At 60.0% G+C, this 15,655-nt stretch carries 7 protein-coding genes and 1 pseudogene; 2 read left to right on the forward strand and 6 right to left on the reverse strand.

Annotated elements, in window-relative coordinates:
* Window positions 1–73: 73 nt before the first annotated feature.
* Genes PQU96_RS05715 through PQU96_RS05735 form a run of 5 tightly spaced genes read right to left on the reverse strand, consistent with a single transcriptional unit; the run spans window position 74 to window position 11,271 of the window.
* Window positions 74–754, reverse strand: a complete 681-nt coding sequence (locus PQU96_RS05715) for a 3',5'-cyclic-nucleotide phosphodiesterase (RefSeq protein WP_272771281.1) — start codon at window positions 752–754, stop codon at window positions 74–76.
* Window positions 735–2,909: a CHASE2 domain-containing protein gene (locus PQU96_RS05720; protein ID WP_272771282.1), complete on the reverse strand. Its 2,175-nt coding sequence runs from the start codon at window positions 2,907–2,909 to the stop codon at window positions 735–737. The genes PQU96_RS05715 and PQU96_RS05720 overlap by 20 nt, the downstream gene beginning before the upstream one ends.
* The gene (locus tag PQU96_RS05725) at window positions 2,906–8,350 is read right to left on the reverse strand and encodes a two-partner secretion domain-containing protein (RefSeq protein ID WP_272771283.1); all 5,445 of its coding nucleotides are present in this window, start codon (window positions 8,348–8,350) and stop codon (window positions 2,906–2,908) included. The genes PQU96_RS05720 and PQU96_RS05725 overlap by 4 nt, the downstream gene beginning before the upstream one ends.
* Window positions 8,351–8,362: 12 nt before the next feature.
* Entirely contained in the window at window positions 8,363–9,898 is a 1,536-nt protein-coding gene (locus PQU96_RS05730) for a ShlB/FhaC/HecB family hemolysin secretion/activation protein (RefSeq protein ID WP_272771284.1), read from the reverse strand.
* 2 nt (window positions 9,899–9,900) lie between these two features.
* Complete coding sequence (locus PQU96_RS05735; RefSeq protein WP_272771285.1) at window positions 9,901–11,271, reverse strand: FecR family protein; 1,371 nt, start codon at window positions 11,269–11,271, stop codon at window positions 9,901–9,903.
* A gap of 213 nt (window positions 11,272–11,484) precedes the next feature.
* On the opposite strand from PQU96_RS05735, the pseudogene PQU96_RS05740 reads away from it, so the two are divergent.
* Both PQU96_RS05740 and PQU96_RS05745 read left to right on the forward strand, forming a co-directional pair.
* Window positions 11,485–11,622, forward strand: a pseudogene (locus PQU96_RS05740) (IS256 family transposase); the annotation flags it as partial.
* 31 nt (window positions 11,623–11,653) lie between these two features.
* Window positions 11,654–11,926: an MDR/zinc-dependent alcohol dehydrogenase-like family protein gene (locus PQU96_RS05745; RefSeq protein WP_272771286.1), complete on the forward strand. Its 273-nt coding sequence runs from the start codon at window positions 11,654–11,656 to the stop codon at window positions 11,924–11,926.
* Between the two features lie 171 nt (window positions 11,927–12,097).
* Here the strand turns inward: PQU96_RS05745 and PQU96_RS05750 are convergent, their stop codons facing one another.
* Window positions 12,098–15,538, reverse strand: coding sequence for a pyruvate carboxylase (locus tag PQU96_RS05750; protein WP_272771287.1), 3,441 nt, complete (start codon window positions 15,536–15,538; stop codon window positions 12,098–12,100).
* Between the last annotated feature and the right edge of the window lie 117 nt (window positions 15,539–15,655).

Below are 15,655 nucleotides of genomic sequence, written 5' to 3' on the forward strand. Positions count from 1 at the left end.
CGCTGAAAAAAGCCAGGCAAGCCACCGTGCAGTTCTCTTGTTATCTGCTCTTCGACACCCGGCTTCATATGCGTCACAAAAAAAAAACCATTTCCCCATCATCAACTCCTCTGACAAATTCGACAAAGCTACCAGAGTAAGTGTGACGAGCAAGGATAGACACAGCAGCCTGCTCTTGTGGAAACGCACACTCCATTACCACCATATCCAGCTTGCCCAAGGTTTTGACTTGATAGATATAGTCGGCACTCACACAGGTGTCACCGGTTAGCAATATCCTTGATGTCCCGCTATTAATAACATAGCCAGTGGCAGGCACCGAATGATCTGCCGCAAATGGCGTAATCGTCAGCCCCGTTACTTCCAGCTCACCATCCAGCGGCAGCCAGCACAACGTAGGACTCTCTGCGGAAGGCAACACTGAAAAATCCGGCCAGATGACATCGTTAAACAGATGTTGCCGGACAGCCTGCAAGGTGGGGGCCAGACCATGCACCACGATAGGGCGCACCCGCTTGCCACATACCATGTCTGCAAGAAACGCCAAGCCACAGACATGATCCAGATGGCTATGCGTCAGGAACACATGATCAATTTCCAGCATCGCCTCTGCCGATATCTGGCCGACGCCGGTGCCAGCGTCGATCAGCACATGCGCGCCCAGCAGAAAGGAAGTTGTCTCGCAACCTGGTGACAAGCTGCCGGCCGCCCCCAAAAATCTTAATTGCTGCATATTATTTTTCTGTTTGCTCAAAAATGCCGTCCCACTGCATCGGGGGCTTTGCGATCAAACCCGCCACCCGTTGCCGAAATGCCTGATACAGCCCATCTTCCGGCGCCTCGGCCACAAGCCGCGCCAGCTCCTGATCTGCGGCCATAAACTCGCCACGACGGTACATCGCCAGTGCCCGGCCCCATTGCTCAAGCTGCGCCACTGCCGGAGTCCCCGCAGGCAACGGCTGCCAGATCGTCACATCCCGGCTCTTGCCTTTGACGCGCACTCTATCCACCTCGCGCCAGCAGACATCAGCACAAGCCAGTCGGGTGCGCTCACCGCACAGAATGGGTACGCCATACTGCTTGGTCAGGCCCTCCAGGCGTGCGGCCTGATTAACCTCATCACCCAGCACGGTATAGGCACGGCGAAAATCGGAGCCCATATTGCCCACCGTCATCGGACCGCTGTTCAAGCCAATACCGATCGACAGCTGCGGCCAACCCCGGCGGGAAAATTCTGCATTCAATCCGGTCAGGGTCTCCACCATCGTCATCGCGGAGTGGACAGCGTGCTGCGCATGATCCGGATCCGCCAGTGGCGCCCCCCAGAACGCCATGATGGCATCACCAATATATTTATCGATGGTGCCTTGCGTCTGCTGCACATGCCGGGTCTGCGCTGACAGGTAGGCATTCATCATGGCCGCCAGCGCTTCCGGCGCCATGCCCTCTGAAATCCGGGTGAAGTTGCGCACATCGCTAAATAGAACTGTCATCTCGCGCCGCTCACCTTGCATCTGTGCCAGAAACTGCTCCGGCGCATCCGCCATCCGGTCCACCAGCACCGACGGGATGTAGCTGCCGAAAACAGAAGACAACTCGCGCCGACGCCTCGCTTCACTGACAAAGCCCCATATCGCATGCACCAGATACAGCATGACTACCTGCAGGACCGGCACGGTGACCGGGACTGCCAGATGCTGCTGCCACCACCACCAATTCGACAGCACCAATACCGCTAGCAGGCACAACGTTAGCCCACCAGCCATCATGGGTGAGCACCGGTTAAACAGCCATGGCAACAGCACTCCCAGCAGCAGTACCGCCAACAGCAACCAACCGCTGACATCCGGCTCGGCATAGAGCGCCCCCTGCAGGGCAGCATTCAGCAGATTGGCGTGTATCTCCACTCCGGGATAAACCTGTCCAAATGGCGTTACCCGCAGATCCATCAGCCCCGGCGCGGTGGTACCCACCAGCACCAGCCTGCCTTGCAAGCGCGCAGGATCAATCCGTTTTGCCAGTACATCAGCAGCGGAGTAGTAAGGAAATGATCTGGCTGGCCCGACATAGGGCACCGGTATCGTGGCATGGCGGCCTAGGGGAAAGACCATTTTGCCAACCGATAGCGCCTGCAGCTGTCCACTCTCGGCAAATACCGGCAGCACGGGTTCGGCACCGGATAGCCGGCGCAGCATGGCAAGTGCCAAGGTGTCGTAGTAATTGCCCTGATACCCTACCAACAAGGGTATACGCCGATTCACGCCATCGGCATCCGCCCAGCTATTGAAATGCCCCGCCGCTGCGGCCGCCTGTTGCAGGGCCACGAGATTGGCACCAAAGCCAGAGGCTGCCAGTGCCTGGACGTCCGGCGCTACCGCCACATCAAACACTGGCTCTGGCAACGCGCCCGTGCGCAGCGCCCCTTGGCCGGAAGTATCGAAGTAATAGCCCATTACCACGGGGTTTTGTCGCAACGCCTGAGCCAGTTGCGCGTCCTGCCGCGCGTCCCGCAATAACCCTGCCAGCTCCGGCAGCGGCTGACGCCGGGCCAATGCGGCCAACCTTTCTACCAGGGGGTTATCCCCAGGCTCCGCAAACACAACATCCAGCCCGATCACCCCCACCCGGTAGTGCTGTCCCAGCGTATTCAGCAAGGCCGCCACCGTGGCGCGTGGCCAGGGCCACTGACCAAGCTGTGCCAGACTACGCTCATCGATATCCACCACCACGACCCGGTCATCGACAGAAACAGGATGCGCCAGTGTCAACCTAACGTCATACCACCAGCCATCCAGTCGGGTCAGGGCGGAAATCGGTAGCCAGCCGGTAACATGCAATACCAGGAGGGCGGAGATCAGTCCCTGAACAAACCAGCGCCAGTACTCCCCTCTTGGTACTCGCCACCTCACTGGCAAATCTCCAGTTCCTTGCGTCCCTCACCCAGCTCCGGCTCAGCCACACTGCCAACCAACAGCCAGTCCTGCGCGCGTCTGGCCACACGAACCAATGGCAGGTAATCATCAAACAGCACCTCCGCTTGCGCCTGCATGGTTTCCATTGCAGCAGGCATAGCTGGCAATGTCGGACTTGCCGGTGGTGACACCACTCCTGCTGCCCACGCCACATTCAGCGAAGCGCCTCCCAGTGTCGACTGATAATTACTGGTGGGCATGTTGATAGCCGAGAAATTGCCACTGTGCGACTGATACTGTATCAGCGGCAAATTGAAGGCCGAAGAAGGCGTGAAGCCCCCCCAGGAAACGACATTCATGGTGCCAGCCAGATTGGCCTGTCCATTCACAACAATACTGTCATAGGCACCGGCGCCTACTCCGCCCAATTCCATATTCAGCACGGAAGAAGCATTCAGGGTCAGATTTCCGTTGATCACCAGCGAGCCCGGTGAATACCCCACCGCAAAGGTGCCACCATTACTACTTACATTGCCGTTGATGGTGCCCGAGCCTCTCAACACACCACCGTTCAGTGTCAGCATGCTGGTGCCAATACTCGCGGCGTTGCCGCTACTTCCCAGCTGCACCACGCCACCAGACTGGGTCAACCCGCCCAGAAAGCTGGTACTGCCGCTCAGGTTCAGCGTACCGGCATTGGTAAACACCTGGTTAAAAACGGTACCGCTGCCGATATTCATTGTTCCGGCGTTGCTAAGTGCGCTGGTCACCGTTCCGCCCGCAATATCCAGCGTACCCTGGTTGACCATGGCACCGCTGTTTTGCCAGCTGACCGTGCTACCCACTGGCCGCTGCAATACCCCACCTGCCTGCATCGTCAGTGCACCAGCGCCTTCATAACTGCCGCCAGACAAGGTAAAGTTGCCGCCCACCGACAAGGTGCTGTCATTAATGAACTGCCCGCCCTGCAGGGCCAGAGAGGTCCCGGCCCTCAGCGAGGAGGCTCCTGTCAGCATCAGGCTGCCGCTCTTCAGCGTCAGCGAGCCATCCGGCAATGTCAGGTTGTCAAAGGCCAGGTTCAGGCCGTCAACCACCCGGTTACCATTGCCCGAAAACACAAACTGGCCACCATTCACAAACGCCAGGCCACCCGGCCCACTCACGATCTTGCCACCGCCCCAGGAGAAAGTGCCGGTATCTGTAGTCAGGCTTTGGCCCGAGGCAATAGTCAGCACCCCATTCTGCTGTCGGGTATTGGTCGCCCGCGACGATGCGCTCACCAGCAGGCTGCCACTATTATCCAGGTTATTAATAACCGCATTACTCAGCGTCAAGCTACCACTGTTGCTGAGAGTGCTACGCCACTGCGTACCTAATAAGGTAGCGGTTCCCTGGTTATCCAGCGAGAAGTCGGCACTCTGATTCGTTCCAGTCAACACACCCTGGTTCACCAGCTTGCCAGTACCCCCTAGCCGAAATGTCGACAGGTCCAGCGTTGAGCCTGCGGCCAACGTTACCCCGCTCCCGCTCCCCCCCACAGCCACGCTGGCTCCGACATCGCTGGCAAAACTGCCGCTACCCGATAACTGCACGCCATCCTGCAGCGACCAGCTACCCGATTTGAACAACAGGCGGCCAGCGGTGGTAAAGCTACCGTACTGGCTACCCCCACCGTTGAGCGACAATTCACCGCTGGCAACGATCAACTGGCCTCGGTTTTCCACCCCACCCACGCTGCGATCACCCGTAGTCTGTAGCTGACTACCAACCGCCAGCGTAAAGTTGCCGCCACTGCCCGGAGCTGCCAGACTCAGGCGCGAGCCGGCACCCACTTGCACGTTACCGGCAAAATCCACGCTACCACTCTGGCTGGACAAGCTTGCATCGCCGTTCACCACGACGGTTCCCAGCCAGTGCTGGCCAGCCCCGCCAGAGATATCGCCAGTCAGCTGAAACTCCCCCCCGGATTGCAATAGACTGCTACCTTCTGCCAGCGTCAATGTACTGCCTTGTTGGGTGAGCGGTGCCGCCAGTTGCCCTACTGCCTGAGCAAGCGTTGCATTACTGAAGCTGGTGCCATATAGCGTCACCTGATTGGCCGCCAGATCCAGCTGGCCAAAATTGATATCCGCCTTGTTCTGGTAAATAGCCGCAGCCTGATCGGTATACGCCATCCATACCGAGCCATTGCTATCCGGCAGCAGCATGTAATAGTGATTGTTCGCCCCGCTGTAGGCCACACCCTTATCCTGCCCGTTGACGGCAAAGCCCACGCGCTGGCCACTGGCCCCGGAAATCGCCCCTTCCAGCACTACCGGCGCCGAAACATACTGCCAGGCGAGATACGGCATGCTGCTGCCCTCCAGCACACGCCAGCTACCGCTTGCGGAGAAGTCCCACCCGCTGAAGTTGGCCGCAGACTTCATCTGTGCGGTAGTCAGGCCGCTACCGCCAGCGCTGATACTCAGGTCGGAGGCTTCGGTGTTCCAGTAAGCATTGTTAACCGTGCCGACATTACTGCCAATCAGCCCCCCCACACCACTGTCACCCCGTACAAAAGCATTCGCGTAGACCTGTTCAACACGACCTTCGCTGTACCCTACGGCACCACCGACAGTGGTATTACCAATGACCATCCCTTGGGTGTAACTGCTAACCAGGGTCGTCTCCGTGCCCTCAAGAGAACCGACCAGCCCCCCCACATTCTCGTTACCCTTGACACTGGCATTGGTCACACTAGTGCTTATGCTGAATATCCGATCCCAACGGCTTAACTGGCGACCAGCAAGACCACCCACAAAGTTGTTACCAACCACACTGTTACTTGCCTGGCTCTGGCTAATATTGGCAATACTTTCTCCGGCCAATCCACCCACATAATCATTACCCACTACGCTGCCAGTGGCCTTGCTAGCCGTGATATGCCAATAACTACCGCCTGCAACACCCCCAACGTAGTCATGCCCGGTAACACTGCCACTGGCCTGGCTTTGGCGGATATCGCCGAAACTTTTCCCTGCCACCCCGCCAACGTAATCAATACCGGCCACGCTGCCACTGGCCACGCTCTCCCTGATTTCCCAATCGCTACGACCGGCAATACCGCCAACATAGTTATTGCCCGTCACACTGCCGCTGGCCTGGCTTTGGCGGATATCAAGCGCACTGGCCCCGGCCAAACCACCGACATAATCATTACCGACCACGTTGCCACTGGCCTGGCCGCCGATGATGCTGCCGTTATACTGATTACCGACCAACCCGCCTACGTAGTCATGCCCCGTCACAGCACCGGATGCCTGGCTGCCGCTGATGTTATTACTCTGGTACCCGACCAGCCCGCCCACGTAGTCATATCCCGTTACGTCTCCGCTGGCTTGACTGTTGCCGATGCTGCCGTTGTACGCGAGATCTCCTGAGAGTCCGCCAACGTATCTATGGCCAGCCACCAACACACTGGCTTGACTGTCATTGATGATGTCGCCCGAGCCAACCACGCCACCGACATAGTTCTGTCCAGTGACCTCGCCACTGGCCACGCTGTTACTAATGCTGCCACCCACGCCAACCAAACCGCCGACGTAGTTGTTACCTTGGACAATCACACTAGAGTGACTATTGCTGACGATTCCCCACCACGCAGAATGACCGACCAGCCCCCCCACCTCATCTTGGCCCGAAACAATGCCGCTGACCCGACTATCGGTGATAGAGCCATCGTTCTGCCCAACCAGCCCACCAACCGAATCAAGCCCCATCACACTTCCGGACACAGCCACATTCCGGATATGGCTGTCTGTACCAGCATAATGAGCAAGCGCTCCCAACGAATTCGCGTCAAGATCGGCAATGGCCACGGCGTCAAGAGACAAGTTCTGGATGTCCCCCTGACTTTCAGCTAACAAAGCAACCATCTGTCCAGACAGCGTGTGCCCCAACCCTTCCAGCACCGCCCCGCTGGCCAAACCCTGGCGTGTACCAAATACAGCATCAAGGGAAAAATCGGCCGCAATGGCATAGCGTCCGGTCGCGGCAATGCCGCCACTAGCCGCTAGTTGCCCCTCAAGCTCACTCTGGTTACGGATCAACTGGTACGCATTGCCAGCAATGCTGAGGCTGGCGCTGCTGCCGGTGAGATCGAGCTTGCCGTCCTGACCGATTAGCAGCTGTCCACCTGCGCCCGGGGTAATCACGACACCAGCGGAATTTCCACTGGCGGCCACCTGCTGATTAATGGCGACATTGCGTTCGGCTTGCAGGGTCAACGTAGTATTGGCCGACCAGGCAACGCTATCATTGACCAGCAGGTCTCCATTACCGGCATTGCCACCGGCAACACTGCTGAGGGTAATGTTGTTTTGTGCTAATTGGCCGGATAGCGCTGTGCCGGTGATATCGCCACCGCTGGCCGCCACCACAAAGTCGTTCGGGTCGATCAGCCAGTTACCGGTTTTACCGTTGGCCGCACGGGTATCCACGTTGATACCCGCCAGCTGCACCTGCTTGCCCGAGGTTTCGATAAAGCCGCCATCGCCCGACTCGCTGCCACCGCGGGCACTGAGGCTGCCATGTACCGCGGCAGTCTGCGCCGCTACCAGCTCGATACGCCCGCCATCGCCTTGTGCCTGGGCATCCGCCACCAGCGTCGCCCCCTGGTCCACGGTGATATTGTCTGCGCGCAGGACAATGTGGCCGCCGTCTCCCAGCTCCGCACGGGTGGCCTGCAAATGGCCGGAGTGGCGGATGGTGCCGGCGAAGATACCTGCCGCGCCATTGACTACGTCCAGCGTGCCCAGATTGAGCACACTGTTTTCCGGCGCCGACAATTGGTAGCGCAGTGCCGGGGAGGCCAGGTCAACCAGTTCGACGGTCTGCCCGGCGGCCAGCAGCAGGTTGCCGTTTTCCTGCCGGATGGTGCCGCTGTTGGTCAGCGACGAGGCGATCAGCGCCACATCGCCCTTGACGACCATGTGCCCGTTATTCTCAATCGTGCCACCGTTACCGACAAAGCGCAGGCGGTCAGCCAGAAAATCGGCATCACTAATATTGAGGGTAGAGGCGATAAAGCCGGCAGTGTCAATCTGGGCACCCTGACCAAACACAACACCATTCGGGTTAATCAGGAACACCCGACCATTGGACTGCAGCGAGCCGAGAATCTGGCTGGGATCGCCACCGGTTACCCGGTTGAGAATGGCGCTACTGGCAGAGGGCAGGTTCATGTGCACCGCTTCGCCGTTGGCAACACTGAACTGCTGCCAGTTGATCACGGTTTTGCCGCTGCTGGCATTGACCTGCAAGAGGTTGGCCGCAGGCTGGCTGATGATCGCCGAGCCGCTACTCACTTGACCACCAGTCGGCACGGCCTGTACCTGAGAGAAAGCTGCCGCCAGGGCGATAACCAGTGCGCGCGGCTTGAACTGGGGATGACGTGGCATGATGGAATCCTGTCAGAAACGGGCTGTGGCCAGAACGTGAGCACGCCAGGTACCAGCCTGGCTATTGGGGGTGTCGGTCATCGGGCGGGCGAGGTCAATCGATACGCCATACTGGCGATTAGGTTGCCAGCGCAGGCCAGCCCCCAACCCGAGCAGGTGCTGGTGACTAATTTCCTGCGCTTGTGGCTGCAAACGCCGCGTACTGCCGGAATCGGCAAATAAGACCGCTCGCAGGCCGCTAGCCAAGAGTGGCGTCCACGCTTCCAGCGCTACCGAGTGTCCCTGATCGCCAAAGGCCTCACGCTCCTCGTAGCCGCGCACGCTCTGGCTACCGCCAATACCGAACTGCTCGCCGGGAACCAAAGGCCGTCGGCTGTACTGTGCTTGCAGCCGGCTGAGCACACTCCAGCCGGCTGACAATGGAAGCTGATAGTCAATGCTGCCGCGCCAGGCCTGCCAATTGGCATCGGCCCCGTGCCGGTTGGCCAGATGATGGGCATCGTCGTTGTCGTTGCCTCCGGGCAGGTTGTGTGACCAGTCCAGCGCAAGCGCCAGCCTGCTGCCCTTGCCTTGCCAGACGCCAAACCAGCCAAGCGTCAGCGGCGTGGTGGTGACATCGGCGCCCAGATTGGCCTGATCGAACATCACTTTGTTGCCATAGGCTTTGTAGTCCAGCCCCAGTTTGACGCCATGCTTGAGTTGGCCAAGCGGCAGCAAGTGTTTGGCCAGTGCTACGCCGGCATAGTCCCCACGGCCGGAGACATCAAAAAAACCGCCAACCGTGCCCGAATCAACATCCGAATGCACGGCATAGGCTGACACGTCGGTTGCCCAGCGATATAAAGGCCATTTCCACGACAGACCAAACTGGGCCACATCCCGATGATGCTGGTCTGGCGAAGTGGTATAGGAAACGGTTAGCTGCTGGTCGGTACCGGCCAGTGCAGAGGTGTGCCAACCTGCACCCAGCCGCCAGCGGCCGGTGGCATCGTTGCCGGTATTTTGCAGGCTGCTCCAGAAAGACGATGGCGGCCTGTCTTCAACCTGAACCGTCACATCGATGGCTTCCCGCACACGGCTTTCAGACAGGGTCAGTACCGCCTCGTGGGCAGGATGGTCATTGAACTGGGCCAGGTTACGGGCAAGCTCCCGGGTATCAGGCGTCAGGCCCGGCTGGAGCACCGGAAACGATGCTGCAAGTTGCTCGCGGCTAAAGTAGTTCTGCCCGCTGTAGCTGACGCTACCCAGTGGCATCATCACCAGTTTCAGTGAGACAGTATCGGTTAGCGTCTGTGGCGGCAGAATCACCCGGTAGAAGCGGTGACCACTTGCGGCCAACCTTGCCTGCAGTGCAGCCGCAGCCTGCTGCAGGCTGGCAACTGTCTGCTGCTTGCCAGTAAAGGGCTGCAGTGTTTCACGCACGGCCTCGTCATTCAGCGGGTTGCGGCCATCGAGCTGGTAGCCAGCGACATCAAATGCCAGCTCGTTAGCACTGGCAAGATCAACAGTTGCCAACAAGATCAGCAAGGAAAGTACGGCGTGCTTCATGGTTAGCGAATGGTGCATTGGGCTGGGGTAGTAACAAACTGGCTACGCAGCTGCACCCGCATTTTCATGAGGGTAGCCAGCTCGTCGAAGGTCTCGGGATAGGGAAACGGGTCATCCGCCAAGGTGGCGGGCACCTTGTGCAGCTTGACCGGCACCCCTCCGTCCAGCGGCGCATAGGCCGACTCGCCCGGCAGGATGCGGACCGCACCACCACCTTGCGCCAGTTCAACCTCTCCGGATCGTACCCAGCTATACAAACCGGGCAGTAGTACGTCTTCAGTGTCGTCAAAACTGCCCGGCACCTGGTCCGGCCGTGGCACGTCAGTGTCGGCCATGAATGATGGCACCGAGGCCAGATACTGGCTGGCCCCAGTCCCGGCCTGCATCGCCAGCACCTGCCCGGTGCGCACCAACTGCTGGTACTTGCCGGCGGAGACCTCGATGGCGCCATGCCAGACATAGGCAAACAGGCGCTCACCTTGTTTTGGAGGAGTTGCTGCGATAGAGGAGTCTTGCTCGGCAAGGTCATCCGACAATACGGAGGTAGCCGCACATTGATCGTGACAATCGAGATCAAAACCGGTCCCGCGAATACCGACGACTGCGGTTGCGACCTGCACCTTGTAAGCCGACGGGTTTTGCTTACCGATACCGCCAGTGGCTACCCGGGCCGCACCCTTGACCAGCTGCAGTAGTGCCTGTCCTGCCTGCCCTTTCTTGTAGAGCCACTCCTTAACAGAAAAGCTACTCTTAGGTGCAATGCTCACCTTGCTGCCATCAGAAAAAGCCAGTACTACAACTGCTCCAGTCTCGGTATTAATAGTGTCCCCGGCAGCAATGCCGGAGCCATTAGCCAGAACCCGCTCACCCACCATTGCCATACCACGGCTGAAAATCACGCGTGCTATTACGTCTGCGCTCGGTGCAGCACAATCATCAGCCCCCCGACACAATCTTGCATCAAAGGCGGTGCCACGGATGCCAAGTGTGGCGGTAGCCGTCTGGTACTTGACCCGCTCCGGATTCGCCTTGCCAATGGCTCCCGTCACACTGCGCAAGCCCCCTTGCAAAAGGGTGTGCGAAACACTTGCTGGACTGTAGTGGTTGATCCGCAGACTGCTCGCTGGGCGCAAAGTAGTCTTGGCTCCGTCCATATACTCAATAACGGCAAAGCCCTTGCTGTCTGTGCTGATGGCATCTCCTTCCGCCAGCACACTGCCTTTGGCCACAATACGCATCTCCCCATGCGCGGATTGCACCGTTACCAAGCCCTGACTGAACAACAGCCGGGCCACTGAGTCAGCCGCCACTGCACTGCATGCTCCAGCCATGAAGCTCAGCAATAACGCCACGCGAAGTAACTGAGCTTTCATGCACGGGATGCCAAAAAATTATCAATGACTTGCATTTAATCACGAAAAAATCGCAATAGCTATTGAATGTCATTCTTTATGCAATTTATTTACAATAAATATTGTATTTTAAATAAAATACAAAAAATAATTATGCCATAAATATTCAAATAACTAGGCACCCCAGAAAAACCTTCATCATAAATGGAATTATTTCATCACGACTGGGGGTGATTCCCGAGTGACGACGCGCTACTCAAGTTCTTCTATCTGGCGCTCCGAAATATCAGCCAGAAATGGAGCCTGTCAATTCGTGATCGAGAAGCGGCGCAGACTCGTTCTATCATCCAATCTGGCGACAAACTGACGTAGCACTAATTCAAAAACCGCCCCAGACATGGTCATGGTGCGCCATGCCATCAATGGTATGGCACCACAACTGTGGGGCGCGGGTACGCCTCCGTTGAACCGGTCTTCGGGATATATGGAGGGGAGAGAGCGCAGCGTGCAAGGCTCGTTCAACGACACGCCACACGAAAACGAAAAAACACTCGCCTTCAGCGTACTCGCCGATATCCGCCCGCAAATTGAGACCCTGCCACTGGAACAGGCAAACGAGGCGTATCAACGCTTGCTACAAGGAGACGGCAAGTTCCGGATGGTGCTGGAATGCTGATTTCAGGCTGACCATCACATGCCCACTCACCACATGGCATGCAATCAAGATCGTGCGGCGCTCCACCCGGCATAGGTAGAACCCGGTAGGGGACTACTCACTACCGGCGAACTACCAGCAGTGAGTATCCTCGCTACAAATGCTTGGGCCAAGCGTTGGCCCCGCCCTAAATTACTGAAAAGTGAGCAATAGATCCTTGTTGCCAATCCGCTTGCCCGATGCCACCAGCACCTGCTGGATCACGCCATCGCGCTCCGCCTTGATCGCCACTTCCATCTTCATCGCCTCGATCGTTAGCAGCGTGTCGCCCTGCGCCACTGTCTGCCCCGGCGCCACCAGCACGGTGCTGACCATGCCCGGCATCGGCGCGCCGACGTGGTGCGGGTTGTCCTCCTCCGCCTTGGGCTGCGCGCTGGCCGCTTCGGCGCCGGCCTTGGCCACCTTGATCACCCGCGCCTGGCCGTTCAGTTCGAAGAACAGCTTGACGTGGCCATCGTCGGTGTCGGCACGACCCAGCAGCTGCACGATCAGCGTCTTGCCGCGTTCCAGCTCGATGCAGACTTCCTCGCCTTCCTTCAGGCCGTAGAAGAAGGCGCTGGTCGGCAGGATAGACACGTCGCCGAAGCGGGCGCTGTGGGCGGCAAAGTCCTTGAACACCTTGGGGTACATCAGGTGCGAGGCCAGTTCCTGCTCCGTGCAGTCGCGGCCCAGGCTTGCGGCCAACCTTTGCTGCTCGGCCGCCAGGTCCACCGCTGGCAGCAGCGCGCCGGCACGCTTGGTCAGTGCCATTTCACCCTTCAGCACCTTACGTTGCAGCGCCTCCGGGAAGCCGTGCGCCGGGTAGCCCAGCTCACCCTTGAACAGCGACACCACCGAATCCGGGAAGTCGATCGCCCGTTGCGGGTCGGCCACCTGTGCCGGGGTGAGGTCGTTGGAAACCATGAACAGCGCCATGTCGCCCACCACCTTGGAGGTGGGGGTCACTTTCACGATATCGCCGAACAGCAGGTTGACCTGGGCGTAGGCCTCGGCCACTTCCGGCCAGCGCGCTTCCAGCCCCAGCGAGCGCGCCTGTTCGCGCAGGTTGGTGACCTGCCCGCCCGGCATTTCGTGGTGGTACACCGCGGCGGTGCCGGCACGCATGTCGGCCTCGAACGGCGCGTAGCTGCGGCGCACCTGTTCCCAGTAATCCGACAGCTGCTGCAGCCCTTGCGGGTCCAGCCCGCTGTCGCGCGGCCCGCCGGCCAGCGCGGCCACAATCGAGCCCATGTTCGGCTGCGAGGTCAGCCCGCTCATGGCGTCCAGCGCCGCATCCACCGCATCGACACCGGCATCGATGGCGGCCAGCACGCTGGCGGCGGCAATGCCGGAGGTGTCGTGGGTGTGGAAGTGGATTGGCAGGCCGACTTCCTGCTTCAGCGCGCTGACCAGCGCCGACACGGCGCGCGGCTTGCAGATGCCGGCCATGTCCTTGATGGCGATGATGTGGGCGCCGGCCTGCTCCAGCTGCTTGGCCATGTCCACGTAGTAACGCAGGTTGTAGCGCGGGCGGCTGCTATCGAACAGGTCACCGGTGTAGCAGATGGCGGCTTCGCACAGCGCGCCGGATTCGCGCACCGCGTCCATCGCCACGCGCATGTTGTCTACCCAGTTCAGCGAGTCGAACACGCGGAACAGGTCCACGCCGCCGGCAGCGGCCTGCTGGATGAACTGGCGTACCACGTTGTCCGGGTAGTTGGTGTAGCCCACCGCGTTGGAGGCGCGCAGCAGCATCTGCAGCAGGGTGCCGGGCACCGCTTCGCGCAATGCGGCCAACCTCTGCCACGGGTCTTCCTGCAGGAAGCGCATCGCCACGTCAAAGGTGGCGCCGCCCCAGCATTCCAGCGACAGCAGCTGCGGCGCCAGCTTGGCGTAGTACGGCGCAATCGCCAGCATGTCGGCACTGCGCATGCGGGTGGCAAACAGCGACTGGTGTGCGTCGCGCATGGTGGTGTCGGTGATCAGCACCTGCGGCTGTTCGCGCATCCACTGTGCAAAGCGCTCGGCACCAAGTTCCTTGAAGATGTCGCGGCTGCCCTTTACCACTGGCGCCGGGCCGGCAAGCACCGGCAGCCGCGGCTGTGCCGGCAGCGGGCTGGGGTGCTGGCGGCCAGCCATTTCCGGGTTGCCGTTGACGATGATCTCGCCGAGGAAGCTCAGCAGCTTGGTGGCGCGGTCACGGCGGGCGGAGAAGCGGAATAGCTCCGGGCTGGTATCAATAAAACGGGTGGTGCACTGCCCGGACACGAACAGTGGGTGGGTGATGACGTTCTGCAGGAACGGCAGGTTGCTGGACACGCCGCGGATGCGGAATTCGCGCAGCGCGCGGTGCATGCGGGCATTGGCCTCGGATGCGGTGTGGCCCCATACCGTCACCTTCACCAGCAGCGAGTCGTAGTACGGGGTGATCACCGCGCCGCCGTAGGCGGTGCCGCCATCCAGCCGCACGCCGAAACCGGCGGCACTGCGGTAGGCGGTGAGGCGACCGTAGTCGGGGGTGAAGCCGTTCTCCGGGTCTTCGGTGGTGACGCGGCATTGCAGCGCGTGGCCGCTCAGGCGGATATCGGCCTGCGCCGGCACGAAGCTTTCCTCGCTGCCGATGCGTGCACCTTCCGAGATGCGGATCTGCGCCTTGACGATGTCCACGCCAGTGACCGCCTCGGTAACGGTGTGCTCTACCTGGATACGCGGGTTGACCTCGATGAAGTAGAACTGGCCGCTGTCGGCATCCTGCAGGAATTCCACCGTGCCGGCGTGGGTGTAGTCCACCTGCCGCGCCAGCTTCAGCGCGGCGGCGCACAGTTCGCTGCGCTGCTGCTCGCTCAGGTACGGCGCCGGGGCGCGCTCCACCACTTTCTGGTTGCGGCGCTGCACCGAGCAGTCGCGCTCGAACAGATGCACCAGGTTGCCGTGCTGGTCGCCCAGCACCTGTACCTCCACGTGGTGCGCGCGGCGCACCAGCTTCTCCAGGTACACCTCGTCGTTGCCGAACGCTGCCAGCGCCTCGCGCCGTGCCACGTCCATGGCATCGGCCAGCTCGCCTTCGTGCTCCACCACGCGCATGCCGCGGCCACCACCGCCCCAGCTGGCTTTGAGCATCAGCGGGTAGCCGACGGCTGCGGCCAACGTCTTGGCTTCGGCCACGTCATATGGCAGTGCACCGGTCGCCGGCACCACCGGCACGCCGGCGGCTTGCGCCAGTTCGCGCGCCGCCACCTTGTTGCCCAGTTGGCGCATCACGTCTGGCTTGGGGCCGATGAAGGTGATGCCGGCAGCGGCACAGGCTTCGGCAAAATCCGGGTTCTCGGACAGAAAGCCGTAGCCGGGGTGAATGGCATCGACACCGGCCTCTTTGGCGATGCGGATGATGTCCGGAATGTCCAGGTAGGCGGCGATGGGCTTCTTGCCGGCACCGACCTGATAGGCTTCGTCAGCCTTGGTGCGGTGCAGGGCGAGCTTGTCTTCTTCGGCGTAGATGGCGACGGTGCGAATGTTCATTTCGCTGGCGGCGCGCATGACACGAATGGCGATTTCGCTGCGGTTGGCGATCAGGATGCTGCGGATAGTGTTCATAGTAAGAACCACACAAAACCAGTATCGGAAAAGGAAACAGCGTCAGGCAGCCTGCGCATGGCAGACTCAAAAATGGCGAACGCACAAGCGTTCGCCATTACCAGCGGCGTCTACAGC

The organism is Vogesella margarita, assembly GCF_028548475.1.
GTDB classification, from domain to species: domain Bacteria; phylum Pseudomonadota; class Gammaproteobacteria; order Burkholderiales; family Chromobacteriaceae; genus Vogesella; species Vogesella margarita.

Coding starts and splice junctions, on each gene's coding strand:
- PQU96_RS05730 (WP_272771284.1), bottom strand. CDS start 9,898: ATGAAGCACGCCGTACTTTCCTTGCTGATCTTGTTGGCAACTGTTGAT.
- PQU96_RS05735 (WP_272771285.1), bottom strand. CDS start 11,271: ATGAAAGCTCAGTTACTTCGCGTGGCGTTATTGCTGAGCTTCATGGCT.
- PQU96_RS05750 (WP_272771287.1), bottom strand. CDS start 15,538: ATGAACACTATCCGCAGCATCCTGATCGCCAACCGCAGCGAAATCGCC.
- PQU96_RS05725 (WP_272771283.1), bottom strand. CDS start 8,350: ATGCCACGTCATCCCCAGTTCAAGCCGCGCGCACTGGTTATCGCCCTG.
- PQU96_RS05745 (WP_272771286.1), top strand. CDS start 11,654: ATGGTGCGCCATGCCATCAATGGTATGGCACCACAACTGTGGGGCGCG.